The following is a 26,277-nucleotide window of genomic DNA, read 5'->3' on the forward strand; positions in this document are numbered from 1 at the left end:
TCACGCGGTCCTCGCCCGACGTGCGTGGTGGACGGCCAGCCCGATCATCGCGCCACCACCGGCGACCCCCAGCACCAACAGGTTCGCGGGCACTCCGATGTAGACGCTCAGGGCCGCGGCGAGCAGTAGCCAGACCCCGGCCACGTACTCGGGAACGCTGCGCCGGTGCGCCGCGCCCACCATGGTGAGCAGACCCATGATCATGAGCGGTCCGGTCGTCCACAGCAGGGCGATCACGTCGGTGCTCACGTCGAGCTTCACGGTGAACCCGACGTTGATCGCGGTGAGCGCCCAGAACCCGAGGGTCCAGGTCCACCCGTGCAGCGCGCCGCTGACCCGCGACTGGCCCTCGATGCCGCGCCCGGCCCGCACGCCGACCACGATGGACAGTGCGATCGACCCGACGACCAGTGCGCCGAACAGCGTGCCAGCCAGCCACAACGGCAGCAGCTCCGGCCCGGTCGGGGCGGCGAGGAACATCAGCGTCCAGCCGACCAGCCAGGTCGCGCCCCACGTGCCGTACAACAGCGTCTGGCTCGGCGACAGGCTGCGGCCGACCCGCGCCCGCTCAGCGCTGATCAGCGTCAGCGACTCCGCGGGGGAGAGCGGTCCGTCCTCGGTCTGGTTCATGGCTGCTCCTACTTTGCGATACAAAGTCCAAGTACTTTGTATCGCAAAGTTCAAGGCGGGGCAAGGGAGCTAGGGAGCGAGCACGCAATCCCCGCACAGTCCGCCGCCGGGCACGCGGTAGTACAAGCAGCAGCTCCGGCGCTGGTAACCGCCGTCGGTGAAGCCCCCGGCGGCGCGCAACGCGTCGTGCTCCAGAACCTCTGCCGCGACGTCCGAGGTCCGCCGGTCGAGCGCCCCCGCGTTGGCGATGACCTTCATGGTGCCGACGAGCGAGGAGGCCGCATTGCCCCACAGCAGCCCGTCGGCGACCGGAACTTCCTTGCGCAGAGCGGACATCATGGGTTCGAGATGCTGCTCGACGGCGATCGCGGTGATCGTCTCGGTGCTCTCCCGCAGCGGCCGTGCGCTGACGAACCCGCTCTCCGTCCAGTGGATCTCATCGGAGTCGAGCGCGGGCACCGGCAGCCCGAGCGCGACCGCGCCGAGCAGCGGAGACCACACGCGAGCGGCGTAGCCCTGGAAGAGGATCGACGCGCCGACCCGCCGCTCCGTGGTCCCGAGCCGTCGGCAGACGTCGTCGATCCGCCCTGCCAGCCCCTCGCCGCGGTACACCTCCCGCAACGCAGGCCCGCCGGGCGCCACGTCCACTCCGACGACTCCGACGACGAAGTACCCGCCGAACCTCTCCACGCCGGGGCCTCCGCTGATCTCGCGTTCTGGCAACGTGACCGGTGGGGGGCGAGCTACGCCGAGTAGTCGTAGAAGCCGCGGCCGGACTTCTTGCCGAGGAGGCCGGCGTCCACCATGCGCAGCAGCAGCGGCGGCGGCGAGTAGAGGGCCTCCTTGAACTCCGCGTAGAGCGACTCCGCGATCGCCTTGGTGGTGTCCAGGCCGATCAGGTCCGCCAGCCGCAGCGGGCCCATCGGGTGGGCGCAGCCGAGCACCATGCCGTTGTCGATGTCGTCCGCCGAGGCGAAGCCGGACTCCAGCATCCGGATCGCCGACAGCAGGTAGGGCACCAGCAGCGCGTTGACGATGAAGCCCGCGCGGTCCTGGGAGCGGACCACCTGCTTGCCCAGCACGCCCACCGCGAACTCCTCGGCGCGGCGGGAGGTCTCCTCGCCGGTGAGCAGCGAGGTGACCAGCTCGACCAGCTTCAGCACCGGCACCGGGTTGAAGAAGTGGATGCCGATGACCTGCTCGGGCCGCTGGGTGGCCATGCCGAGCTTCATGATCGGGATCGACGAGGTGTTGGAGGCGAAGATCGCGTCCGGCCGGGTGACCACCTTGTCCAGGGTGGCGAAGACGTCGACCTTGGTCTGCTCGTGCTCGGCGACGGCCTCGACCACCAGGTCGCGGTCGGCGAACTCGCCGAGGTCGGTGGTCAGCCGCAGCCTGCCGAGCACGTCCTCGCGCTCGGACTCCGCCATCTTGCCCTTGCTCACCGCGCGGTCGATCGAGGAGGTGATCCGGGCCCGGCCCGCCTCCGCCGCGGTCGCGTTCACCTCGCTGACCAGCACGTCGAGCCCGGCCCGGAGGCACACCTCGGCGATCCCCGCGCCCATCAGACCCGATCCGACAACACCGACCTTGCTGATGCCGCTCACAGCGTCCCCTTCACACACGAAACTCAGACGTTCCGACGATACTGGCCACCGACTTCGAAGAACGCCTCGGTGATCTGGCCGAGCGAGCACACCCGCGCGGCGTTCATCAGCTCGGCGAAGACGTTGCCCTCGCCCATCGCCACCTCGCGCAGCCGCTTCAGCGCCGCCTCCGCGGTGTCCGCGTTGGCCTGGTGGAACTCGCGCAGGCGGGTGAGCTGCGACTGCTTCTCCGCCTCGGTGCCCCGGGCCAGCTCGATCGGCCCCGCCGCCTCGGAGCCGCGCGGGTTGCGGAAGGTGTTCACGCCGATGATCGGCAGCGAGCCGTCGTGCTTGCGGTGCTCGTAGAGCATGGACTCGTCCTGGATGCGCCCGCGCTGGTAGCCGGTCTCCATCGCGCCGAGCACGCCGCCGCGCTCGCTGATCCGGTCGAACTCCACCAGCACGGCCTCCTCGACCAGGTCGGTGAGCTCGTCGATGATGAACGCGCCCTGCAACGGGTTCTCGTTCTTGGCGAGGCCCCACTCGCTGTTGATGATCATCTGGATGGCCAGGGCGCGCCGCACGGAGTCCTCGGTCGGCGTGGTCACCGCCTCGTCGAAGGCGTTGGTGTGCAGGCTGTTGCAGTTGTCGTAGATCGCGATGAGCGCCTGCAACGTGGTGCGGATGTCGTTGAAGTCCATCTCCTGCGCGTGCAGCGACCGCCCGGAGGTCTGCACGTGGTACTTCATCTTCTGCGAGCGCTCGTTGCCGCCGTAGCGCTTCTTCATCGCCACGGCCCAGATCCGCCGCGCGACCCGGCCGAGCACGGTGTACTCGGGGTCCATCCCGTTGGAGAAGAAGAACGACAGGTTCGGCGCGAAGTCGTCGATGTCCATGCCGCGCGCCAGGTAGGACTCCACGTAGGTGAAGCCGTTGGCCAGCGTGAAGGCCAGCTGGCTGATGGGGTTCGCCCCGGCCTCGGCGATGTGGTAGCCGGAGATCGACACCGAGTAGAAGTTGCGGACCCCGTTCTCGATGAACCACTGCTGGATGTCGCCCATCATCCGCAGCGAGAACTCCGTGGAGAAGATGCAGGTGTTCTGGCCCTGGTCCTCCTTGAGGATGTCGGCCTGGACCGTGCCGCGGACGGTGCGCAGCACCCGGGCGCGGATCTCGGCCTCCTCCGCCGCACCGGGGGCCCGGCCGTGCTCCTCGACGAACTTCGCGTTCTGCTGCTCGAAGGCGGCGTTGAGGAAGAACGCCAGGATCGTCGGCGCGGGGCCGTTGATCGTCATCGACACCGACGTGCTCGGCGCGCAGAGGTCGAAGCCGCTGTAGAGCACCTTCATGTCCTCGACGGTGGCGATCGAGACGCCGGAGGTGCCGACCTTGCCGTAGATGTCGGGGCGCTCGTCGGGGTCGCGGCCGTAGAGGGTCACCGAGTCGAAGGCCGTGGAGAGCCTGGTGGCCTTGGAGTCCGACGACAGGAAGTGGAAGCGGCGGTTGGTGCGGAAGGGATCGCCCTCGCCCGCGAACATCCGCGCCGGGTCCTCGCCGTCCCGCTTGAACGGGAACACGCCCGCGGTGAACGGGAACCGACCCGGCAGGTTCTCCGCGCGCAGGAACCGCAGCAGCTCGCCGTGGTCGGCGTAACGGGGCAGCGCGACGCGCGGAACCCTTGAGCCGGAAAGGCTTTCCCGCCACAGCTGGGTCCGCAGCTCCTTGTCGCGGACCTTCACGACGAGCTCGTCCGCCGAGTACGCCTCGACCGTCTTGGGCCAGTCCTCCAGCAGCGCGTGGCTGTCGGCCGCCAGCTCCCGGTCGGCCTCGGCGTGCAGCTCCTCCAGCACGCGCGTCTCGCCGTCGCGCCCGGCGACCAGCTCCTTGCTGGCCGCGAGCTGCTGGCGCCTGCGGGCGATCTCCACCTGGGCCTCGGTCTCGGCGTGGTAGCCGCGCACCGCCTCGGAGATCTCCGCCAGGTAGCGCACCCGCGCCGAGGGGATGATCTGCGCGATCCTGGTGGACGCCTTGCCGGTGACCTCGGGCAGCACGCCCTCGGTCGCCTGGAGCCCGTGCTCGGCGAGCAGGCCGCGCAGGAACTGGTAGAGCGCGGTCACGCCGTCGTCGTTGAAGGTCGCCGCGCTGGTGCCGTAGACCGGCATGGCGTCGGGCGGCGAGCCGAACGCCTCGCGGTTGCGCACCAGCTGCCGGGCGACGTCGCGGCGCGCGTCCTCGGCGCCCCTGCGCTCGTACTTGTTGATCGCCACGGCGTCGGCGAAGTCCAGCATGTCGATCTTCTCCAGCTGCGACGCGGCGCCGAACTCCGGCGTCATCACGTACAGCGAGGCGTCGACGAAGGGCACGATCGCGGCGTCGCCCTGGCCGATGCCGGGCGTCTCCACGATCACCAGGTCGTGCCCGGCGGCCTTGCACGCGGCGACCACGTCGGCAAGCCCCTGCGGCAGCTCGGTGCCCGCGCCCCTGGTGGCCAGCGACCGGAAGAAGACCCGGTCACCGTCGAGGCAGTTCATCCGGATCCGGTCGCCGAGCAGCGCGCCACCGCCCTTGCGGCGGCTCGGGTCAACGGCGATGACCGCGATCCGCAGCTTGTCCTGCTGGTCGATCCGGAACCGGCGGACCAGCTCGTCGGTCAGCGAGGACTTGCCGGAGCCGCCGGTGCCGGTGATCCCCAGCACCGGGACCTCCCGCTTGGCCGCCGCGGCGTGCAGCTCCGCGCGCTCGTCCTCGGAGAGCCCGCCCTGCTCGACGCGGGTGATCGCGCGGGCCAGCGCGGCCTGGTCGCCGTGGAAGACCCCGCTCAGCGACTTCGGCTCCAGCGCGAGGTCGCAGCTGGCCACCATGGTGTTGACCATGCGCGCCAGGCCGAGGGTCTGCCCGTCCTCCGGGGAGAAGATCCGCGCGACGCCGTGCTCGTGCAGCCGCTCGATCTCCTCGGCGACGATCACCCCGCCCCCGCCGCCGTAGACCTGGACGTGCCCGGCCCCGCGCTCGCGCAGCAGGTCCACCAGGTAGCCGAAGAACTCGACGTGCCCGCCCTGGTAGGAGCTGATCGCGATGCCCTGGACGTCCTCCTGGATCGCGGCGGTGACGATCTCGTCCACCGAGCGGTTGTGCCCGAGGTGGATCACCTCGGCGCCCTGGGCCTGCAGGATCCGCCGCATGATGTTGATCGAGGCGTCGTGGCCGTCGAACAGGCTCGCCGCGGTCACGAAGCGCACCGGGTTCACGGGTACGTGCAGATCGGACACTGCGACACTCCAAGGGCCGACGGTGGAAGCTTGGAAATAAAATAGTAGGACTTCCAAGCGATCGGGCGCCCGTCCACTGTGACGGTCTTCATGTGATCCGTGGCTCAGATCAGTGCGGCGCGTGGGTCCGCCAGCGCAGCGAGGGGCTCTGCACGCCGGTCACCTTCGCGTCCTCCCACGCACACGGCGACACGACGAACGGCCCGTGCAGCGCGCTCTGGGCGGCGGTGCTGGACGTGACCCGGCACGTCCGCGGCTCGTTCCCCGCCATCTCGATGCACGGCCGCACGGTGGCGGTCGCCCGCTCGGCGTAGATCGCGGGAGTCCGGCAGGTCCCCGTCGGGGCAGCCACCTCGGGCAGGGCCGTGATCAGGCGCGACGTGGCTTCGACGCACCGCCCTTGTCGCCGTGTGCGTAGGACTGGCTGGTGCGGTCGGATGTTCGCGTTGTGGCAACTCAGCGCGCAAGAGAGCGCTCTCATTTCACGTTTAGTTCCCAAAACGCGAAGTGAGGGGCGGGCGTGGTGAGGTGGTGTCACTACTGGCAGGACACCGCCTAGGCCTTCAGCCAGGCGAGCACGGCCAGCACGCGGCGGTGGTCGTCGTTGGACGGCGGCAGCGTGAGCTTGGTGAAGATCGACGAGATGTGCTTCTCCACGGCGCCGCCGCTGACCGACATCGTGCGGGCGATGGCGGTGTTCGTGCGCCCCTCCGCCATCAGCGCCAGCACCTCGCGTTCCCTCGGCGTCAGCTCGTTCAGCGGGTCGTTGCGGCGGCGCAGCGCGAACAGGCCCGCCACCACCTCCGGGTCGAGCACGGTGCCGCCGTCGGCGACCCGGCGCAGCGCGTCGGAGAACTCGTCCAGCTTGGAGATCCGGTCCTTCAGCAGGTAGCCGACGCCGCCAGCGCCCGGAGTGCCCGCCTCGGCGAGCAGGTCCGACGCGTAGGACTCCTCCACGTACTGCGAGAGCACCAGCACGCCGAGGCCGGGGACCTCGGAGCGGGCCCGCATCGCCGCCCGCAGGCCCTCGTCGGTGAACGACGGCGGCATCCGCACGTCCACCACGGCGATGTCCGGACGGTGCTCGACGACAGCCCGCACCAGCGTCTCACCGTCGCCCACCGCCGCGACCACCGTCGCACCGGCCTCGCCCAGCAACCGAACCAGGCCCTCGCGCAACAGCACGGAGTCCTCGGCCAGCACTACCCGCACCACGTCACCCCTTGGAATCGGCTGGGGTAACGCTATCCGGCGACCCGCCAAGCGGGCACGGGATCGGTGCGATCAGCTCAGCGGGATGTCCGCGGTCAGCACCGTCGGGCCACCCGAGGGGCTGGCGATGTCCAGCTGCCCGTCCACCGCGGCCAGGCGGTCGGCGAGCCCGGCCAGGCCGTGGCCCTTGCCCAGGTGCGCACCCCCGGTTCCGTTGTCGCGGACCTGGATCAGCAGCATCCGGTGGTCGCGGCGAACCGTGACGGTGCACAGCGTCGCGCCCGAGTGCTTGGCCACGTTGGTCAGCGCCTCGCTCACCACGAAGTACGCCGCGTTCTCCACCGCCTCCGGCAGGCGCTGGCCGGACTCCAGGTCGATCTCCAGCGAGACCTCCACCGGGCACCGCGCCGCCGTCGCGGTCAGCGCCGCCCGCAGGCCACGGTCGGTGAGGATCGGCGGGGCGATGCCACGCGAGACCGCACGCAGTTCCGAGAGCGCTTCCTGGCTCTGCGTGAGGGCTTCCTCCACCAGCGGCCGGGCCGCCTGCGGGTCGTCGTCCAGGCGGCGGCGCACCGCCTCCAGGTCCATGGACAGCCGGACCAGCCGCTGCTGCGGGCCGTCGTGGATGTCCCGCTCGACGCGCCGCAGCGTCTGCGCCTCGGCCTGCACGGCGGCGGTGCGGCTGGTGGTCAGCTGTTCGGTGCGCGCCCGCAGTGCCGCGGCCTCGTTGGTCAGCATGACCCGCACCATTCCGGAGTCGAAGGCGGCGAGACCGCGAAGGACGTAGGGCAGCGACACGCAGAAGAGCAGACCGATCACGGTGTAACCGGCCAGTTCCACGAGCTTGGAGTCGAAGCCCAGCAACTGGAACACGGTCACGTTGCCGTCGGGCAGTGCCCACTGCCACAACGTGTACGACAGGCCGCCCAGCGTCATCACCGACCACAGCAGCGTCAGCACCCACGTCACGATCCGCACCGGCAGCTGGATGAACCCGAACAGCAGGTCCTTCCAGGACTGCGGGTCCTGAAGGGACCTCCACAACCTGCCGAAGCCCCTGCCCTCGTTGCGCCGGTAGTAGGTCGGCGGCAGCTCGCGGCGGTAGAGCCAGCGGACCCGCGCGCGCTCACCGGAGGCGAAACCCCGAGCCGCCGCAAGGCAACCGGCGAGGACCGCGATGCCGATCCAGATCACCGTCAGGCCGACACCGAGCCAGAAGGTGACCATCAACGGGATGAACGTCGCCAGGCCGATGAACAGGCCGGGGATCAGGTAGCCGAAGTCCCTGCGAGCCTGGGCCCAGGTCACCGGGACCGGCTGGTACCGGTCGATGCCGGTCGCGTTCGAGGTCATGGCCCAAGACTCCAGCTTCGTCGGTCCCCGCTCCATCCGGCGGTCCGCACGACGTGGGTGGGGCTAGCCCCACCCCGCCTCACCTGCGCGGCGCCGTTCCCCGCAGCCGGTGTGGCAGCTCCTCGTGCGTCAGCAGGATCGTATGGTCCGTGGTGCCGGAGACGATCCGCGCCCGCTCCAGGTTGTGCGCCAGGTAGGCCCACTCGGTCTCGTCGATCTCCTCGATGCCGCGCTCGATGGTGGCGGTGTCCGGCGTGCCCCACGCCACGGGCACGGCGACCACGAAGTCCCAGTAGCCCATCCGCGCCCACGGGTGGTCGGGGGTGCTGGCGAAGCCACAGGTGACGGGAACCTTCTCGCCCACGGCGAGCTTGTGCCCCGGCAGGTTCTCCGCGCGCAGCGTGTGCAGCGCGAAGCGCCTAGGCACGCCCCGCGTCGTCGTCACGTCGGCGAGCACGAGCACCGTCGCGGCGCCCTTGCTGTCGATGTGGGCGATCATGCCCGGGTTCAGCGTGCCCCGGCGGAAGTACTGGTGCGGACTGCCGTTGGTGCGCCGCGCCCGCAGCAGGAACAACCCGCCGAGCGCCGCGAGCCCGAACGTCGCGGCCGCGAACACGTAGTCCCACCACTGCCCGTCGAGCACGAACCACACGCCGGCGGCCACCAGCAGCGCTCCGCCCGCCGCGACGGTGAGCAACCACGGGCGGTCCCCGCGCCGGTAGATCTCGTTGAACTTGCGGGCGTGCCCGCGATCGGGCTCGAAGTCCAGCCGCCGGTCGGCGAGCTTCCCGTCCGGTCTCGGCGGTGGGGCCGGCGAGGTGATCTGCGGGAACACCGGCACGGCCTGCGGGGAGATGTGCGGCTGGCCGCGCTCGTCCCACGCCAGCTCCACGCCGAAGCGCTGCCTCGGGTAGCGCAGCTCGGTCGGCAGCTTGTCTGCGGGCAGCACCATCGGCCGGTCCTTGCCCTTGAGCTGGCTCGCGCTCCTGGCGAGGTCGCCGAGCAGCACCCACTCCGCCGCGTCGATCGAGGTGCCGACCTCGCGCAGCACGTGCTTGTCCGCCGTGGCCCAGGAGACCGGGGCGGCGTCGAAGTTCGACCAGTACGCCGAGTTCTTGCCGCTGAGGTCGAAGGCGACGCACGGGATGCGCTCGCCCGGCGACCACATCGCGCCGCCCGGCAGCTGAACCAGCCGCAGCGCGAAACGCGGCACGGTGGTGGGGGAGCGCGACATCTCGGCCATCACCAGCAGAGCGGCCCTGCCGTCCTTGCCGACTTCGAGCACGACGCCGGGGACCACCTGCCCGCCCCGGTAGGGCCGCCACGGCTGCTTGCGGCCCGCGAGGATCAGGACCAGTCCGCCGAGCACGACCAGGGCGCCGACCGCGCCGAGCGCCACCGCCCACCACGGGCCGGTCAGCGCCCAGACGCTCAGCGCCAGCACCGGCACCCCGGCCCACAGGCCCCGCGAGAGCCCGGCCTTCCACTGCGCGTAGTGCCCGCTGGCGTTCCGCAGGTGCGCGTCGTCGACCTCCCACTGCTGGTAGCGCTGTGGGTGGGTGGCCGGAAGGCCGTGCCGCGGCTGGTTCAACTCCTGCGCTCCCATGATCGGACCCGTTCACCAGGAACTTACTTGAGCCGTTGCTCCGACTGCCGGACACACGCAGGCGTACATACGTATGACTGGAATAGGCTCGTTCCGTGGGACATCGTGAGGAGCTGCTCGCCGGAGCGAAACAGTGTCTGTACGAGCGCGGTTACGCGCGCACCACGGCACGGGACATCGTCGCGGTGTCGGGAACCAACCTCGCCTCCATCGGGTATCACTTCGGTTCCAAGGAGGCCCTGCTCACCCAGGCGCTGATCGAGGCGACCAAGGAGTGGGCGGCGGCGGTCGACGCGATCTGGGACACCGACCCGCGGGCGCCGCTGATCGAGCGCTTCGAGGCGATGTGGATCACGGTGGTGGACTCCCTCGTCGAGCACCGCAACCTGTGGCTGTCCACCTTCGAGGCGTTCAACCAGGCGGAGCGGCTGCCCGAGCTGAGGCGCCAGCTCTCCGGCGACGTGGAGACCGCGAGAGTGGCCTTCGGCGGGCTCTTCGGCCCGGCACAGGAACCGGCGGACGAGCGCACCGAACGCGCGATCGGCTCCTTCTACCTGGCGCTCATGCAGGGCGTGACGGTCCAGCGCCTGCTCGATCCGGAACGCGCGCCCACCGGTGAGGACATCGCACTGGCCTTCCGCGCCCTCCTCACCCGCTTCACCCCCTGACCCCGCCTCCGCCCCTGCCATTCGCGGGCTTATGGACGCCTTTCGAGCTCCGGACAGGTCCATAAGCCCGCGAATGGCGGTCAGGGGGTGAGGATGACCTTGCCGATGGTGGCGCGGGTGACGAGTGCGGTGTGGGCGGCGGCCGCCTCGGCCAGCGGGATCGGCGGGTTCACCAGCGGGACCAGCTCGCCCTTGGCCAGCGCCGCCATCGAGCGTTCCTCAAGGGCGCGGAGACCTCCGGCGCGCTGGATGACCGCGGGGCCGATCGCCACGCCCGCCGTGAGGCTCTTCGCCCACAGGTCGTCCTGGGTGAGCTTGGTGGACTCGCCCGCCGACCAGCCGAAGAAGTAGATCCGGCCGCCCGCGCCGAGCAGGTCGAGCGAAGCCCGGCCGACCGCTCCGCCGACGCTGTCCATGACCACGGTGACCTCGCGGTCGCCGAGCTGCTCCCGCACGCGCTCCGCCCAGTCCGGCCTGGTGTAGTCCACGGCGATCTCTGCGCCGAGGCCGCGCACCAGATCGACCTTGGCGGCGCTGCCTGCCAGGCCGACCACGGTGGCGCCCACGTTGCGCGCGTGCTGCACCAGCAGGTTGCCGATGCCGCCCGCCGCCGCGGTCACCAGCACGACGTCGCCCTCGGTGATCGCGGCGACGTGCAGGACCGCCATGGTCGTGCGGCCGGTGCCGATCATCGCGACCGCCGCGCCGTCGTCGACGCCGTCCGGGATCTCGTGCAACGCGGTCACGTTCGCCACAGCCAGCTCCGCGTAGCCACCGCTGGCCATGCCGAGGTGCGCGACGACGCGGCGGCCCAGCCAGGCCGGGTCGACGTCCTCGCCGAGCGCGTCGACGACTCCGGCGACCTCGCGGCCCGGGGTCATCGGCAGCTCCGGCAAGGGCATCGGGCCGCCGTCGGTCCCGGCCCGGATCGTGGTGTCCAGCAGGTGCACGCCGGCGGCCGCGACCGCGATCCGGACCTGGCCGCTTCCCGGCTGTGGATCGGGAACCTCTTGGTGGACAAGGGTTTCCGCTGGACCGAACTCGTGCTGGCGGATCGCGTGCATCGTCGTCTCCTGCTTCGGGGGTGGATCGTCAGGAGCGACGGTAGAAACCGAACCTTGGTTGAGGTCAAGTCGAGATCGGCCCCGGTCAGAAGGGCTGCTTGTTGGGCTTGCAGACCAGTCCTGCCGCGGGCAGTGCCAGCTTGGTCAGGTACTTCTCCACCGCGGAGTCCACGCACGCGCTGGACCCGATGCTGGTGTGCCCGAACGCGTCCACGTCCAGCAGCCGCGCATTGCCGAGTTGGGCGGCCATCCGCTTCGAGAACGAGTACGGCGTCGCCGGGTCGTTGTAGATCCCGACGACCAGCACCGGTGCCGAGGTCCTGGCGTTCCACGGCCCCCGATAGACCTCCTTCGCCGTCACCGGCCAGTTCGCGCACCCGGCGAAGTCGGTGAACGCCTGCCGCCGCCCGAAGGTCGGAGCCTCGCGTTCCCACGCGGCCGCGACCGAGGGCACGATCGCCGGCGTCCTCGGGAAGGGCTTGTCCGAGCAGTTCACGCCGTAGAACGCGTCGTGCCCGGTGTAGGGCGCGTCCGTGCCCGTGGTCCGCGGGGCCGGGACCGTGTGCAGCTCCTGGAGCTCGATCGCCAGCTTGGCGAGGTCGGTCTGGCCCAGCATCGCGATGGACTCCAGCACGTCGCCGACCTTGGCGGTGAACTGGCTCAGCGTGATGGTGCCGCCGCCGGGCAGGTTCAGCGGTCCCTTCCGCAGCCGCTCGCGGATCGCGTCGAACTTCGCCCGTGGGTCACCCTCGCTGAACGCGCACTTCGGGCCCTCGTCCTTGCAGCGCTTGAGAAAGGCCGACAGCGCGCGCTCGAAGGCCAACGCCCGCTCCCGGTCGTAGCGCAGGGCGTCGTTGGTGCGCAAGGCGGGATCGACCGCGCCGTCGAGGATCATCGCCCGGACCTTGTCCGGGAACAGGTTGGCGTAGGTAGCGCCGAGCAGGGTTCCGTAGGACAGGCCGACGTAGTTCAGCTTCTGCTCGCCGAGTGCGCCGCGCAGCACATCGAGATCACGTGCGGTGTCCTCAGTGGACATGTGCTTGATGATCGGCCCGCCGACGGTGCCGCAGCCCCGCCCGTACTCGGCGTAAGCGTCCACAGTGGACTTAATCTCCGACGTGGTGACCGGGACCGGGATCATCCTGGCCCGCACCGCGTCCGCGCTCTCCTGGGTGGTGAAGCACTTCAGCGGGTTGCTGCGGCCAACGCCGCGTGGATCGAAGCCGACCAGGTCGAAGTGGTCGGGAACGGACGAGGGGAACACCACGCTCGGGATGGTCGCGAGCAGCAGGCCGTCCGCCCCGGGGCCGCCGGGGTTGATCAGGATGGAGCCGATGCGCTCGGCCGGCTTGGAGGCGGCCCTGCGCACCAGCATCAGGTCGATGCTGCCCGCGCTCGGCTCGGCGTGGTCGAGCGGAACGGCCTGTTTGCCGCAGCCGTAACGGAAACGGTGCTCCGGCGGCACCAGTGCGAGGACGTCCTCCGGGCAGGGGCCCCAGGCGATGGAGCCGGTCGGCGCGGGCACCGCCGCGACCGCGGGCGCCGCGGACAGCGTCAACGCCGTGACCAGCAGGGCGATCCGCCCCGCCGATCTCGTCGGTAAACGAACCACAGTGGTCCTCCTCGGGGTTGGCCCGAAGCGTCCCATTCGCCCGTGCGGAGCGGAATTCACAAAAACACTGAGTCAGTCGAGGGCCCGCAGGAAGCCCTCGATGCCGTCCAGCGTCCTGGCCAGCCCGAACTCGAACGAGCCACCCTGCTCGCTGAAGGCGTCGGTGTCGAGAACCCTGGTCAGATTCGGGTAGTCGGCGCGCGTGAAGTGCTTCTCCCAGAAGAACTGCCGCGAGGACCACCACTGGTCGTCGCTGATCCCGGTCCGCTTCTCGGCCTGCGCGGAGTCGACGGAGTGGCGCGCCTTGCCGCGCACGTACCCCTCCACGAGATCGACGAAGGCGACCATGTCCCGCTCGTCGAGCCCCGCGTGCGCCAGCGCACCGAGCGCGTCGTCGTAGGCGCGAAGCTCGTTGGGCCCGAGCACCGGCCGGTGCCCGGTGACCTGGAGCATCCACGGATGCCGGTGGTAGAGCCGCCAGTGCTCGCGGGCGAACAGCTCCAGGCGTTCCCGCCAGCCCATGCCCTCCTCGGGGCGTCGCACCTCGGCGGTCGCGCGGTCGAGCATGAGATCGACCAGCTCGGCCTTGGCGGGAACGTAGGTGTAGAGCGACATCGTGCCGACGCCGAGCCGCTCGGCGACCTTGCGCATGGACAGCCCGTCGAGCCCGTCGGCGTCGGCGACCTCGATGGCGGTGGCGACCACCCGGTCGACGGTGAGCCGCTGCTTGGGGCCTCGGCTCGGTGGCTCGGCCGTGCCCCAGAGCAGGGCGATGCTGCGGTGCGGGTCGCCGAGGCCGCTGTACTCGGATGGGCTCACTCTGGCTCCTCGTCCCGGTCGCTTGACGCCCCATCCTAAAACTCCGTAGCTTGTACGAAGTAATAACTCCGTATGCGGTACGAAGTTTTAGGGGGCGCGGTGACGATCCTGGTGACAGGCGCGACGGGCAACGTGGGGCGCAACGTCGTCAGCCAGCTGCTCGAAGCGGGTCAGGGGGTTCGGGCGCTGACGAGGAACCCGGCGACGGCGAACCTGCCCTCGGCGGTCGACGTGGTGCGCGGGGACCTCGGCGATGTCACGTCGTGGTCAGCGGCCTTCACCGGAGTGGAACGCATGTTCCTGTTCCCCTCCGACGCCCCGGAAGTGGTCGCGGCAGCGGAGAGCGCGGGCGTGCGGCGCATCGTCGCACTGTCCTCCATCGCCGTGGGTGATGCCACCGACGAGACGGACCTGGCGGGCTACCACCACGCGAACGAGCTCGCCGCGGAGCGCGCGCTCCGGGCTTCGACGGTGGAGTGGACGATCGTGCGCCCGGGGGAGTTCATGGCGAACGCCTTGGGCTGGGCCGACGTGATCCGCGCTGGTGACGTGGTCCGGGCGCCCTCTGGCGACGTGGCGGGCGTGCCGGTCGACGAGATCGACACGGCAGCGGTCGCGGTGACGGCACTGCTCAATGACGGGCACGCGGGTGCGGTCCACGAGGTGACCGGCCCGGAGCTGATCACCCCAGCCGAGCAGGTCCGCGTGCTCGGCGAGGTGCTCGGCCGCGAGATCCCCTTCGAGGCCCTCTCGCGCGAGGAGACCCAGCGCTACTGGCAGGGCTTCGGCGTGCCCCAAGACATGATCGACTGGTTCCTGACGCTGGAGGACGCGGTGACGGAGCCGCTGAAGACGGTGGAGAACGTGGTCGGACGGCCGGGCAGCACGTTCCGCGCATGGGCGACGCGCCATGCCGCCGAGTTCGGTCCTCGGTGAGGCGCGGGCCGATCGCAAGCCATGCCGCGATCAGCTGCCCCTGGGGGTGGTTGCAACGAGGGCATTGTTCAACGCCTCGGCCGGGTTGTACCAGTCCAGGGTCTGGCGGGGCCGGGTGTTGAGCAGCCAGGCCACCTGGTCGCAGTCGGCCTGGGGCAGGGACCGCAGGTCGCTGCCCTTGGGCCAGTACCGGCGCAGCAGACCGTTGGTGTTCTCGTTGCTGCCGCGCTGCCAGGGTGAGCGGGGGTCGCAGAAGTAGACGGGCAGGCCGCGGGCGAGGGTGAACTGGGCGTGTTTGCTTATCTCCTTGCCCTGGTCCCAGGTCAGTGACCGGCGCAGGACCTCGGCCAGGGCGGTGATCATGCGGGCCAGTTCGCCCGTGACGATCTCGGTGGTGCGCTGTCCCGGCAGGGGCGCCAGGAGTGCGAACCGGGAGGCCCGTTCGACGAGGGTGATCACCGCGCCCTTGCCGGTGGCACCCAGCAGCAGATCGCTTTCCCAGTGCCCGGGGACCGCTCGGTCCTCGGGCTCGGGCGGTCGCTCGCTGATGTTGACCATCCCCGGGATCTTCCCGCGATCGTCCAGACGGCCCTGCGGTGTGCGGCCGGTGCGCAGGAACCGGGCCAGGTCTTTGCGCACCTCACCCCGGCCCTGGACGAACAGTCCCTCGTAGACCCCGAGGTAGATCGTCTCGTGCGAGGCTCGCATGCTCTCATCGTCGCCGAACATCCGCTTCAGCATGGCGCTGATCTGCTGCGGTGACCAGCCCGTCCCCAACAGCACCGCAACCCACCCCTGGGGCTCCAGCTTGCCCGGCCGCGCCCGCGTCCCGCTGCGCTGGCACCGCCCGGTTCACCAGTCACGACGGTTGACCCACTTCCCGGCCCGAGCCAACTCCCGAGGCACCGTCGACCGATCTCCGCCGCCGACAACCCCAGCGGGCTGGCGGTGGTGGGTGGTCAAGGAAATCCGCGCCCGAGTCCGGAAGAATTCCAGGGGGCAACCCGACGAGGTCGGGGCGGCAGCCACAACCACCCCAGCCAGTTAATAGTCCGGCAGGTGCGGCAGTGCGGTCTCGGACAACCAGGACTGGAACAGCGGAGCCAGGTCCGCATCGGAGTACCGCTGGGCAAGACCCACGAAGTCCGCGCTGGAAGCGACGGAGTGCCGGTACCGCCTCGTCCACTCCCGCAGCAGGGGGAAGAACCGCTCGTCCCCCAGCGTCAGCCGGAGCGCGTGCAGCGTGAGCGCTCCCCGCTGGTACACGCGGTCGTCGAAGATCCGCCGAACCCCCGGAGCCCCGATGCTGATGTCCTGCGGCAGCCGCGCCAACCCGGCCCGCGACCGCTGGGCCAGCTCGTGGCAGGACCGCCCGGCCTCCTCGGCCCACAGCCACTCCGCGTAGTTCGCGAACCCCTCGTGCAGCCAGATGTCCCGCCAGTCGGCCACGGTCACGCTGTTGCCGAACCACTGGTGCGCCAGCTCGTGCGCCACCAGGTGCTCCGCGCCCCCGCGGCCGTCGACGTGGTTGGCCCCGAAGATCGACATCCCCTGTGCCTCGACCGGAACGTCCAGGTCCTCGTCCACCACCACGATCCCGTACTCCGCGAACGGGTACGGCCCGAAGAACCGCTCGAACGCCCGCACCATCCGGGGCTGGTCGGCGAAGTCGTGCCGGAACGCCCGTAGCAGGCGCGCGGGAACGGCGGCGGGCTGCCGCACCGGTCCCGAGGCGATCTCCAGCAGCTCGTACCGTCCGATTTGGACAGTCACGAGGTAAGTCGACGTCGGCTCCGGCTGGTCGTAGACCCACGTCGTCCCGGCGCGCCCCGAGGTCCGCGAGACCAGGACCCCGTTGGCCACCACCGCGTACGCGGGCGCGGTCGTCACCGCGATCCGGTAGGCGGCCTTGTCCGCAGGCCGGTCGTTGCACGGGAACCACGACGGCGCACCCGTCGGCTGGCTCGCCACCAGCGCTCCGTCGTCGAGCTGGTTCCAGCCGATCTCACCCCAGTGGCCGCGGATCGGCCGGGGGATGCCCGAGTAGCGGACCTCCACGGTGAACTCCGTGCCCGGCGCGAGCTCACGCCCCGGCCGGACGCGCAGCTTGCCGAGCCGGTGCGCGAACCGGACCTGCCTGCCGTCGAAGAGCACCCGGTCCACTCGGAACGCGCCGAGGTCGAGGCTCACGCCGTTGAGCGCCGAGCGGGCCACCGCCGTGACCAGCGCCCGCCCCGCGAGCCGGTTGGAGCCCGGGTGGTAGCTGAGGTCGAGGTCGTAGCGCAGGACCTGGTAGCCGTCGTCCCCGTGCGCGTCGAGGTAGGGGAGCTGCTTCATCCCCTGCGGGCCTTCCCGGCCCGCCACGCCGTGATCGGGTTGCCGAGCCACCGGGTGTCCTGTGGCACGCTCTCCCCGCTCATCACCAGCGAGGCCGGGCCGACCGTCGCCCGCGCGCCGATCGTCGTGCCGGGCAGCGCGATGCCGTGCGGCCCCAGCGTCGCTCCGTCGTCGAGGGTGACCGAGTCCATCCGCATGATCCGATCATGGAACAGATGGGTCTGGACGACACACCCCCGGTTGACGGTCGCACCGGAGCCGACCCGCACGAGGTCGGCCTCGGGCAGCCAGTAGGACTCACACCAGGCGCCACGACCGACGCGTGCGCCGAGCCCGCGCAGCCACAGGTTCATCAGCGGTGTGCCGCCGACGAAGCCCACCAGCCATGGCACGGCCAGGACCTCGACGAAAGTGTCAGCCAGCTCGTTGCGCCACACGAAGGAACTCCACAGTGGACGCTCGATCTTGCGGAACCTGCCCACCAGGAGCCACTTCGCCAGACACGCCACCAGGCAGGCCATCACGCCCGCGCCCAGCAGGACCAGGCCGCCCACCGCCACCGCGACGGCGAGCCCCACAGTCTGGAACACCGCGAGCACCGCCACCGCGAGCGCCACCGTGCACATCACGGGAAGGACCCGGCACAGCTCGACCAGTGCCCGCGCGACCACCAGCTTGCGCGGCGGGTCGAACGTCCGGCTCTGGTCGCCGGTCTCCACGGTCCGGGGCAGCTTCATCGGCGGCATGCCGAGCCAGGAGCTCCCCGCCTTCGCCCGCTTCGGAGCCGCCGACAGCACGCCGACGAGTCCCCGGTTCGGCACCGAACGACCCGGCGCGGTCATGCCCGAGTTGCCGAGGAAAGCCCGCTTCCCGACCCGCGCCGCCGCGATGCGCAGCCAACCGCCGCCGAGCTCGTAGGTGCCGACCATCGTGTCGTCGGCCAGGAACGCGCCGTCGCCGACGGTCGTCATCGACGGCAGCGCCAGCACGGTTGACGCTTCCACGCGCCGCCCGACCCGCATCCCAAGCGCGCGAAGCCACACCGGCGTGAACAGGCTGGCGTAGAAGGGAAACAGAGCTACCCGAGAGGAGCTCATCAGACGCTCGGTCGCCCAGGCCTGCCACGCGATCCGCCCGTGGACGGGGTGGTAGCCCTCGCGCAGACCGATGCTGAGCACCCGCACGCTGACCAGCACCAGCACCGCGTAGGTCAGCATGAACAGCACGGTCACCAGGGGAACCGCCGCGAGCGCCCCGGTCAGCGGCGCCGGGCCGCCGAGGAACACGCCCAGCACGAACAGGCTCGGGACCGCTGCCGCCACCGGCAGCAGCTCCAGCGCCAGCGAGGTGAGGTTGTAGGTGACCGCCCACCGACGGCTGTGCTCCGGCCGCTCGTCAGGCCAGCGTTGCGCTGCCTTGCCGGAGCGCGCGGCCGGAACACCGGCCCAGCGTTGTCCGGCGGGCACCGAACCCATCACGCACGAGCCCGGCGCGATCTGCGCGCGCTTGCCGATCCGCGCGCCCGGCAGCAGCGTGCTCCGCGCGCCGATCGTCGCGCCCGCGCCGATACGGATCTTGCCGACGTGCAGCACATCGCCGTCGAGCCAGTGACCGGCAAGGTCGACCTCGGGTTCGACCGCGCTTCCCTTGCCCAGCTTGAGCATCCCGGTCACCGGCGGCATCGAGTGCAGGTCCGCGCCGGCGCCGATCCGCGCTCCCAGCGCCTTCGCGTAGTAGGTCGTCCAGGCGCCGGACAGCTTGGTCGCGCCGCTCAGCGCGGCCAGCTTCTCGGCCGTCCACAGTCTCAAGTGGACGCTGCCGCCCCTGGGGTAGTCGCCGGGCCGCAGACCGCGCAGCAGCAATCGGGCTCCGCCGACCGCGATGCACAGACGGCCGACCGGGCTGATGACCAACAACCAGCCCAGCGCCACCCACCACCACGACACCGTCGGTGCCCATGCGTAGGAGCCGAACCACGACAGCACGTTGTTCGCAGCGGCGAGCACGACGATCCACCGCAGCGCCACCAGGGTCAGCAGCGGCAGGAGCAACGCGACCTGCGCGAGCCCCGTGCCCACCCGTGTCGGCAGGACAACACGCTCGGTGGCCTCGGTGGTCTTGAGCTCGTCGAGCCGTGCGCCCAGTTCGCGGACCGTCGAGCGTTGGTAGACGTCGTTGACCGAGCAGCTCGGATAGCGCTGCCGGATCAGCGAGACCAGTTGCGCCGCGGCGAGACTGCCGCCGCCACTGGCGAAGAAGTCCGCGTCCTCGCCCGCCGGTGGACGGCCGAGGACTTCCGCCCACTGCTCGGCAAGCCATGCCTCGGTGCCGTCCAGGTCGGCGGTCTGCTCGGCGGAGCCGGGCAGCGGCCACGGCAACGCGTTGCGATCGACCTTGCCGGAGGTGCGGGTCGGGAGCGTGTCCACGACCGCGAGCAACGGCACCAGCGCGGCGGGCAGCGCGGCACGCAGGCGTTCGAGCGCCGCCGCCTGGTCAAACTCGTCCACTGTGGACACCAGGTAGCCGACCAGGATCTGGTTGCCGCCCTTGGTCCTGCGCACCGCCGCCGCCGCGCCAGCGACATCCGGCAGTGCCTGGAGCGCCGCGTCGACCTCACCGAGCTCGATTCGCCGACCGCCCAGTTTGACCTGTTCGTCCGCTCTGCCGAGGAACACCAGGCCCTCGGGCTCGGCGCGCACGAGGTCGCCGCTGCGGTAGGCGCGGTCCCAGCCCAGCGACGGCAGCGGCGCGTACTTCTCCGCGTCCTTGGCCGGGTCCAGGTAGCGCGCCAGGCCGACACCGCCGATCACCAGCTCGCCGGAGCCGCCCATCGGCACGAGCTCTCCCGCCGCGTCCACGACGGCCAGTTCCCAGCCGTCCAGCGGCAGCCCGATGCGCACCGGGCCCTCGCCGGTCATCTGCGCACCGCACGCGACCACCGTGGCCTCGGTGGGGCCGTAGGTGTTCCAGACCTCGCGGCCCTCGACGGCGACCCGCTCGGCCAGCTCCGGCGGGCAGGCCTCGCCGCCGAAGATGAGCAGCCGCACCTCGTCCAGTGCCTCCGACGGCCACAGCGCGGCCAGCGTCGGCACGGTCGAGACCACAGTGATCTCGTGCTCGACCAGCCAGGGACCGAGGTCCATTCCCGTGCGCACCAACGCCCTCGGCGCGGCGACGAGGCACGCGCCGTGCCGCCACGCCAGCCACATCTCCTCGCACGAGGCGTCGAAGGCGACCGACAGCCCGGCGAGCACGCGGTCGCCCGGTCCGATCGGTTCGTCCACAAGGAACATCCGCGCCTCGGCGTCGACGAACGCGGCGGCGCAGCGGTGACTGACCGCGACTCCCTTGGGCCTGCCGGTCGAACCCGAGGTGAAGATGATCCACGCGTCGTCGTCCGGGCCGGGCTCACCGGCGACGCGCATCGGAGTGCCGCGGAGGGCCAGCTGCCGCCGCTCGCCGAGGACAGCGCAGACCCCCGCCTCGGAGAAGACGAGCTCGGCGCGTTCTTCGGGGTCCTCGGCGTCCACGGGCACGTAGGCGGCGCCCGCGGCGAGCACCGCAAGGATGCTGACGTAGAGGTCCGTCGTGCCGGAAGGAACACGCACGCCGACCCGGTCGCCGACGCCGATCCCCGCCGCGGCAAGGGAAGCCCGAAGGGCCTCGACCTCCGCCAGCAGCGCGCGGTAGCTCAGCACGGTCGAGCCGGCGCGGAGCGCGTGTGCCGTCGGGTGCAGGCGGGCCGTCTCGGTGATGATGTCGAGAAGGGTGCGCTCCGGCGGTGCGGAGGAACCCGCGAACAAGGCCGGAACCAGCGTCTGCACCGAGGTCATGCGGTCCTCCGAACCATCTGGCGCTCTCCGCTGCGTGAGGTGTGGACGCGCTTTCCGGCTCTGTGATTCGGTTCTGTGCAAGGAAAATCCGATGGGCGCGACCGCCGAGCTTACCTCGGAGCCGGAAGAACCGCCGCACACGAGGTGTGAGCCGTGCGAGGAGTCACACCAGCCGGAGCCTCGGCCGTGCCTCGGTGAACCCGACGAGACCGCGCAGCGTCGCGACGTCGACGTGCAGGCAAACGGCGAGTGCCGACAGCGGAAGTCCGTGCTCCCCAGCGAGATCCGCCGCGCGAGAGAGCAACTCGGGTCGCTCGCCGGAGTGCTCCCTGTCGACCGGTTCAGCGGTTCGCCACCCGAGTTTGGTGATGGTCGTCAACAGCCGCCGGTGTGCCGCGTCCGTCAGCAGCCCGAGGCTCCTGCCCCGCGCGGCGAGCGCGGAGACGGAGACGCCGTAGGAGTCGCTGAGCTCCTTCAGCGCGGTGAGGTCGGCGCGTGCCGGGAACGTCTCGGTGATCTCCTCGGCCGGCATCAGGAACTCGGCGGCGAACGCGTCCGCCTCCGACTCGTGCTTGCGGCTGCCGGGCGCCGCGTCGGGGTGCAACAGCAGATGACCGAGCTCGTGCGCGACGGAGAACCGTTGGCGCAGAGCGTCCTGCTGCTCCGTCAGCACGATCATCGGCCTGCCGTGCAGCGCGGAGGAGAACGCCTCGACGCTCGTGCCGATCGTGCTCGGCAACCGGCTGACCACCACGCCGCGCGATTCGAGGTTGCGCACCAGGTGCGCGACGGGACCGCTGTGCACACCCCACGCCTTGCGGACGGCACGGGCGTTGTGCGCGGCGTCACCGTGCTGAAGGCCGAGCGGGAGACCAAGATCGATCCGAGGCAGCTCCACGACGCCGTCGAGCGCGTTGGCCACCTCCCACAGCAGCTCGACGTGCGCGAGGGCCCGCCCGCGCTGCGCGGCCGTGGTGGCACGCAGGGAGCGGAAGTGCGCGTGCGCGGTGTCCAGCCGCAGGTGCGGCCTGCCGGAGGAGAAGAACCCGACGCCGACGCCGAGCCGCTCCGCGCACCGCTCCAGCGTCTCCGCGGTCGGGCGTGCCTGGCCCAGCTCGTACTGCGAGATCGTCGCGGCGTGCCCGGCGATCGCCTCGGCGAGGTCGTGCCTGCGCAGGCCCGCGAGCTCGCGGGCCATCGACAACCGCGCCGGGTCGAAGGCCCGCGCTGCTGCGTGGGCATCCGTCGTCACGACGTCGTCTCCTCGGGTCATCGCCAGCAGCGACTGGCCCGAGCATCATCTCCCACCACCCGATCGGGTCGGCGCACCGGCCGGTCGGGTTCAGCCAGCCTCCGTGCCCGCCTCGTCCGTTCTCGGCCGCAGATCCACCTTCGGCTCGGGTCCGTCGAAGCCGGTCGCCAGGTGCGTTCCCGGTGGGCCGTCAGGTGAGCCGGTGACCAGGTGGTCGAACGACAGGCACCAGTCCCAGTCGATCTTCTTCTCGGCGTTGAGCGCGCCGGACCCGATCCACGCCTCGCGCAGGCCGCCGGTGTCGGTTCCCGCCCACGGGAGCAGCACCAGCTCGCGCCCGCCGAGGTGGAGAAAGGCCCCGGTGAGCAGTTCCAGCTGCCCGGTGTCCGCCGGCTCGTCGCTGAGCAGTTCCTCCCGGAAGTCGCCGGCGCGCACGAGTCCGTGCGGTGGGTTCTCCATCCGGAACTGGTAGATGGCGGCACCGTTGAGGTTCAGCACCAGCGAGCCGTGCGGGCGCGCGACGACCAAATCAGGCAGTTCCCTGACGAGCGTGTCGGCCGTGCGAAGCAAGAACTGATACCGATCTGTGCCGAAACTGTTCTGGTTGACCCAATCGCCGCGGGAACTCACCTCCCGCCGCTGCTGAAGGGTTCCGGCCTCGTAGTGGGCGTCGGTGAGCCACTGGAGAAGAACACCGCGCAGGACCGCCGGATGAACGGGGTGGATGAGGGTGGCGAGGCGGTGGAGACCGTCGAGCACGCATTCCCCCTTGACTCGGGTGCCGGGAAGCGTCGGCTGAGCCCGAATTCTAGGCCGAATTCCGCTCGATTTCCGATGTGCATTTTGCGAGCTTGGCAAATGCCTAGAGTCGTCGAAGGGGGAATTCCCCGATCGGCGGTTGACCTTCTGTCCGATTCTTCAGTTGATCACACGCCATTGACCAGCATGTCCACCGTTCTCGGGACAACTCATGCTGTTGTGGAAACTCGTTTGGGCGATCACGACGTGTAGCCGGTCGCTTACTGGAGTCGCTAGGCTGCTTGCTCTGCGCGCAAAGGAATCAGCGAGGAAACCGTGGCGTCACTCATCCCCGCGCTGTCCGAAGTCCTGGCCGGCGTCCGCTCCGGTGACCGGGTGCGATGACAGTTCCGCTCCCGGACCGGCCGTTGCACTCGGCGGAGACCAAGTCCTCCGCCGAGTCGGTGCGGCGCGCCCGCGCCAAGCTCGCCAGGAAGTGGGCGTACCTGGTCAGCACGACCACCTACATCCCGATGGCGCAGCAGGACATCGAGCGCACGCTGCTGGAACTGGTCGACGTCCTGTTCGAGGTGGTGGGCAGCGAGCCGTTCTCCGCCGACGACGCCAGCGCGGTGGGCGCCCGGCTGGTCGCGCTGAACTTCGCGGGCCGGACCAGCCTGCGGCGGACCGTTGAGGTCGTGGGCAAGTCGCTGCTCGGCATGGCCGACCTGCTGCCCGTCGAGCGGCTGCCGGAACGGGTCATCGGCCTGCTCGGCGCGCTCACGTCCGGGTACGTCGAGGCCGTCCGGCTGTCCCTCTTCGAGCAGCAGGAGAACCTCAACCGCGCGTTGATCAAGGCCGCGCAGGACGCGCAGCGCGACACCGAAGCCAGCGAGGCGCGCTTCGACGAGGTCTTCACCTCCTCCAGCAGCGGCATCGCCATCACCGACCCCGACGGCAAGTTCGTGCGCACCAACGCCGCGCTCGGCGAGATCCTCGACTACACCGTCGCGGAGCTCGGCACGCTGACGCTGTTCGACGTGATCGCGCCGGAGGACGTGCCGTTCGTCCGCAACGCCTTCCGCGACCTGCACGACGGCAAGGTCCAGCGGCTGCGCCAGCGCCGCAGCATGCTCGGCAAGGACGGCGAGACCGTGCAGGCGCAGCTGACGATCTCGCTGCTGCGCGACAACGACGGCAACCCCAACCACTACGTCACCATCGTGGGCGACGACACCGAGCTGACTCTGTTGCAGGGCCAGCTCAGCCACCAGTCGCTGCACGACGTGCTGACCGGCCTGCCGAACCGGCAGTTCTTCACCACCAGGCTGGAGCGGGTGCTGCGGCACGCCGACGAGACCTTCGGCGTGACCATGTACCACCTGGACCTCGACGCGTTCTCGGTCATCGCCAACGGGCTCGGCGGTCACGTGGCCGAGGCGCTGCTGAAGAACGTCGCCGAGCGACTGCTCTCGATCTTCGCGGGCGAGAGCGCCATGGTGGCCAGGCTCGGCGGCGACGAGTTCGGTGTCCTGGTGCAGAACGAGGTGGGCACACCGGACGTGGTGAGCACCATCGAGCGCATCAACGAGGCCCTCGCTGAGCCGTTGTACGTCGACGGCAACGGCGTCGCGGCCTCGGTGAGCATCGGCGTGGTGCACCGCCCGCCGTCGGACATCGAACCGAGCGAGCTGCTGCGGGTCGCGGACATGACGCTGCGCAGGGCGAAGCGCAACGGCCTGCGCCAGTGGGGCCTGTACGACCCGGAGCGCAACGAGCTCGACCGCTCGCGGTTCAGCCTCGCCGCGACCATGCCCGGCGCGTGGGAGAGCGGCGAGGTCGGCGTGTTGTCGCGGCCGCTCATCCGCCTCGACGACGGCAGGACCGTCGCGGTGGAGGCGTTGCTGCGCTGGCAGCACCCGGAGCTGGGGCTGCTGCCGCACGAGCGGTGCCTGGAGCTTGCCGAGCAGATCGGCCTGATCATGCCGCTGGGCACCTGGCTGCTGAGGTCGGCGTGCGGGAGCATGGCTGACCACGAGGTGCCGCTCGGCGTCGCACTCACCCCGAACCAGGCGACCGACCCCGACCTGGTCGGCGAGATCCTCCAGGTGCTCGACGACACCGGCCTCGACCCCGGCAGGCTCCAGCTCGGCTTCCCGGTCCGCGCGCTGCTCGCCGACTGCGGCGAGGAGGCCTCCGACAACCTCGGGGTGCTGGCCGAGGCGGGCATCGGCGTCGTGCTCGACGGCTTCGGCACGGCGGCCGCCGACCTCGCCTGCATGGAGGACCTGCCGGTGAGCGCGATCCGCATCGCCAGGTCGGTGGTCGAGCTCCAGGCCAGGCGCGCGGGCACGAGCTCGATGGTGGACCGCACGCTGACCGAGCTGGTCGGGCTCGCGCACGCCGCCGGCGTGACGGTGGTGGTCGACGGCATCGACACCGTCGACCAGCTCGCGTGGTGGCGCGTCGCGGGCGCGGACCTGGGGCTCGGCCGGGTGTTCGCCTCGGTGCCCGTGCTCTCCTGAGCTCGTGCTCCTGACCGGGGCGACTGTCCTAACCGGACTGGGGAACTCGGCTGCTTGTACGCTCGTTCACCTTGTGGCAGCGCTGCTGGTGGGGGACGGGAATGGTGATGGACGACGGCTCGCGAGCCGCCACGAGCGGGGAGAACTCACTGGTGCGCCGTTCGCGCTCCGAGGTCGTCGGCAGGGACATCGGCCCGCCCGCGCTGGAGGTCTACCGGCAGCTCTCGCAGTTCCTGCTGGTGTACAAGTTCGCCGTCGAGGAGCTGATGACGAAGCTGCGGATCCTCAGCGAGGAGTTCGACTTCGTCCACCGGCACGACCCGATCGAGCACATCACCAACCGGGTCAAGCGGCCGGAAGCGATCATGGAGAAGCTGCGCCGCAAGGGGCTGGAGCCCGACCTCGACGTGATCGCCGAGCACCTCGACGACGTCGCGGGCGTGCGGGTGGTGTGCCCGTTCGTCTCCGACGTCTACGGCGTCGAGGAGATGCTGCGCCGCCAGCACGACGTGAAGATCCTGCGCACCAAGGACTACATCGCCAGCCCGAAGCCCAACGGCTACCGCAGCCTGCACCTGATCGTGCAGATCCCGGTGTTCCTCTCCGACCGCGTCGAGCACGTCAAGGTCGAGGTCCAGATGCGCACCATCGCGATGGACTTCTGGGCCACGCTGGAGCACAAGCTGTTCTACAAGTACGACGACCACGTGCCCGCCGACTTCGCCGACGAGCTGGCCAGCACGGCCGCGATCGCCGCCCAGCTCGACGCCCGCATGGAGTCGCTCCACCAACGCCTGCACCACTAGCTCGCGCTCCGCACGCAGCGGCACCGGCCGG

Annotated in this window: 20 protein-coding genes; 4 read left to right on the plus strand and 16 right to left on the minus strand. The window is 70.6% G+C overall.

The window, feature by feature from the left end:
- The 8 genes from ACFFQA_RS13150 to ACFFQA_RS13185 all read right to left on the minus strand — a co-directional run bounded on the left by ACFFQA_RS13150 (nucleotide 1) and on the right by ACFFQA_RS13185 (nucleotide 9,656).
- Nucleotides 1-630 carry a hypothetical protein gene (locus ACFFQA_RS13150; protein ID WP_377852080.1) on the minus strand — a complete coding sequence of 210 codons (630 nt, stop codon included), beginning with the start codon at nucleotides 628-630 and terminating at the stop codon, nucleotides 1-3.
- A 69-nt stretch (nucleotides 631-699) separates the two neighbouring features.
- Nucleotides 700-1,320 carry a (2Fe-2S)-binding protein gene (locus ACFFQA_RS13155; protein ID WP_377852081.1) on the minus strand — a complete coding sequence of 207 codons (621 nt, stop codon included), beginning with the start codon at nucleotides 1,318-1,320 and terminating at the stop codon, nucleotides 700-702.
- Between the two features lie 53 nt (nucleotides 1,321-1,373).
- On the minus strand, nucleotides 1,374-2,237 hold the full coding sequence (locus tag ACFFQA_RS13160) for a 3-hydroxybutyryl-CoA dehydrogenase (protein ID WP_377852082.1): 864 nt from the start codon (nucleotides 2,235-2,237) through the stop codon (nucleotides 1,374-1,376).
- A gap of 23 nt (nucleotides 2,238-2,260) precedes the next feature.
- On the minus strand, nucleotides 2,261-5,485 hold the full coding sequence (gene icmF / locus ACFFQA_RS13165; RefSeq protein ID WP_377852083.1) for a fused isobutyryl-CoA mutase/GTPase IcmF: 3,225 nt from the start codon (nucleotides 5,483-5,485) through the stop codon (nucleotides 2,261-2,263).
- A 109-nt stretch (nucleotides 5,486-5,594) separates the two neighbouring features.
- Complete coding sequence (locus tag ACFFQA_RS13170) at nucleotides 5,595-5,837, minus strand: hypothetical protein (RefSeq protein ID WP_377852084.1); 243 nt, start codon at nucleotides 5,835-5,837, stop codon at nucleotides 5,595-5,597.
- A 203-nt stretch (nucleotides 5,838-6,040) separates the two neighbouring features.
- Nucleotides 6,041-6,697 (minus strand): response regulator transcription factor, encoded by a 657-nt coding sequence (locus ACFFQA_RS13175; RefSeq protein ID WP_377852085.1) that lies wholly within the window; start codon nucleotides 6,695-6,697, stop codon nucleotides 6,041-6,043.
- 72 nt (nucleotides 6,698-6,769) lie between these two features.
- Nucleotides 6,770-8,050: a sensor histidine kinase gene (locus ACFFQA_RS13180; RefSeq protein ID WP_377852086.1), complete on the minus strand. Its 1,281-nt coding sequence runs from the start codon at nucleotides 8,048-8,050 to the stop codon at nucleotides 6,770-6,772.
- A gap of 79 nt (nucleotides 8,051-8,129) precedes the next feature.
- Entirely contained in the window at nucleotides 8,130-9,656 is a 1,527-nt protein-coding gene (locus ACFFQA_RS13185; RefSeq protein ID WP_377852087.1) for a DUF3239 domain-containing protein, read from the minus strand.
- A 95-nt stretch (nucleotides 9,657-9,751) separates the two neighbouring features.
- Here ACFFQA_RS13185 and ACFFQA_RS13190 point away from each other — a divergent pair, with 95 nt between their 5' ends.
- On the plus strand, nucleotides 9,752-10,324 hold the full coding sequence (locus ACFFQA_RS13190) for a TetR/AcrR family transcriptional regulator (protein WP_377852088.1): 573 nt from the start codon (nucleotides 9,752-9,754) through the stop codon (nucleotides 10,322-10,324).
- An 80-nt stretch (nucleotides 10,325-10,404) separates the two neighbouring features.
- Here the strand turns inward: ACFFQA_RS13190 and ACFFQA_RS13195 are convergent, their stop codons facing one another.
- The 3 genes from ACFFQA_RS13195 to ACFFQA_RS13205 form a co-directional block, all read right to left on the minus strand.
- Nucleotides 10,405-11,388 carry a zinc-binding dehydrogenase gene (locus tag ACFFQA_RS13195; protein WP_377852089.1) on the minus strand — a complete coding sequence of 328 codons (984 nt, stop codon included), beginning with the start codon at nucleotides 11,386-11,388 and terminating at the stop codon, nucleotides 10,405-10,407.
- 85 nt (nucleotides 11,389-11,473) lie between these two features.
- Nucleotides 11,474-13,000, minus strand: a complete 1,527-nt coding sequence (locus ACFFQA_RS13200; protein WP_377852090.1) for an alpha/beta hydrolase — start codon at nucleotides 12,998-13,000, stop codon at nucleotides 11,474-11,476.
- 72 nt (nucleotides 13,001-13,072) lie between these two features.
- The gene (locus ACFFQA_RS13205; protein ID WP_377852091.1) at nucleotides 13,073-13,819 is read right to left on the minus strand and encodes a TetR/AcrR family transcriptional regulator C-terminal domain-containing protein; all 747 of its coding nucleotides are present in this window, start codon (nucleotides 13,817-13,819) and stop codon (nucleotides 13,073-13,075) included.
- 99 nt (nucleotides 13,820-13,918) lie between these two features.
- Here ACFFQA_RS13205 and ACFFQA_RS13210 point away from each other — a divergent pair, with 99 nt between their 5' ends.
- A complete protein-coding gene (locus tag ACFFQA_RS13210) occupies nucleotides 13,919-14,755 on the plus strand; it encodes an NAD(P)H-binding protein (RefSeq protein WP_377852092.1) in 837 nt (278 codons plus the stop codon).
- A gap of 30 nt (nucleotides 14,756-14,785) precedes the next feature.
- Here ACFFQA_RS13210 and ACFFQA_RS13215 read toward each other — a convergent pair whose 3' ends face one another.
- The 5 genes from ACFFQA_RS13215 to ACFFQA_RS13235 form a co-directional block, all read right to left on the minus strand.
- Nucleotides 14,786-15,538 (minus strand): IS30 family transposase, encoded by a 753-nt coding sequence (locus tag ACFFQA_RS13215; RefSeq protein WP_377852094.1) that lies wholly within the window; start codon nucleotides 15,536-15,538, stop codon nucleotides 14,786-14,788.
- Between the two features lie 261 nt (nucleotides 15,539-15,799).
- Nucleotides 15,800-17,092 (minus strand): M1 family metallopeptidase, encoded by a 1,293-nt coding sequence (locus ACFFQA_RS13220; protein ID WP_377852096.1) that lies wholly within the window; start codon nucleotides 17,090-17,092, stop codon nucleotides 15,800-15,802.
- Nucleotides 17,089-20,925 (minus strand): Pls/PosA family non-ribosomal peptide synthetase, encoded by a 3,837-nt coding sequence (locus tag ACFFQA_RS13225; protein ID WP_377852097.1) that lies wholly within the window; start codon nucleotides 20,923-20,925, stop codon nucleotides 17,089-17,091. Before ACFFQA_RS13225 ends, ACFFQA_RS13220 begins: the two co-directional genes overlap by 4 nt.
- 163 nt (nucleotides 20,926-21,088) lie before the next feature.
- On the minus strand, nucleotides 21,089-22,177 hold the full coding sequence (locus tag ACFFQA_RS13230; RefSeq protein WP_377852098.1) for an XRE family transcriptional regulator: 1,089 nt from the start codon (nucleotides 22,175-22,177) through the stop codon (nucleotides 21,089-21,091).
- A 90-nt stretch (nucleotides 22,178-22,267) separates the two neighbouring features.
- Nucleotides 22,268-22,936, minus strand: a complete 669-nt coding sequence (locus ACFFQA_RS13235; RefSeq protein ID WP_377852099.1) for a hypothetical protein — start codon at nucleotides 22,934-22,936, stop codon at nucleotides 22,268-22,270.
- A gap of 380 nt (nucleotides 22,937-23,316) precedes the next feature.
- Between ACFFQA_RS13235 and ACFFQA_RS13240 the strand changes: the two genes are divergently transcribed.
- Together ACFFQA_RS13240 and ACFFQA_RS13245 are read left to right on the plus strand one after the other, a co-directional pair.
- The gene (locus ACFFQA_RS13240; RefSeq protein ID WP_377852100.1) at nucleotides 23,317-25,440 is read left to right on the plus strand and encodes a putative bifunctional diguanylate cyclase/phosphodiesterase; all 2,124 of its coding nucleotides are present in this window, start codon (nucleotides 23,317-23,319) and stop codon (nucleotides 25,438-25,440) included.
- Nucleotides 25,441-25,547: 107 nt separating this feature from the next.
- Entirely contained in the window at nucleotides 25,548-26,246 is a 699-nt protein-coding gene (locus tag ACFFQA_RS13245; protein WP_377852282.1) for a GTP pyrophosphokinase, read from the plus strand.
- Nucleotides 26,247-26,277 lie beyond the last annotated feature (31 nt).

This window comes from Allokutzneria oryzae (genome assembly GCF_042429765.1).
Taxonomy (GTDB): Bacteria; Actinomycetota; Actinomycetes; order Mycobacteriales; family Pseudonocardiaceae; genus Allokutzneria; species Allokutzneria oryzae.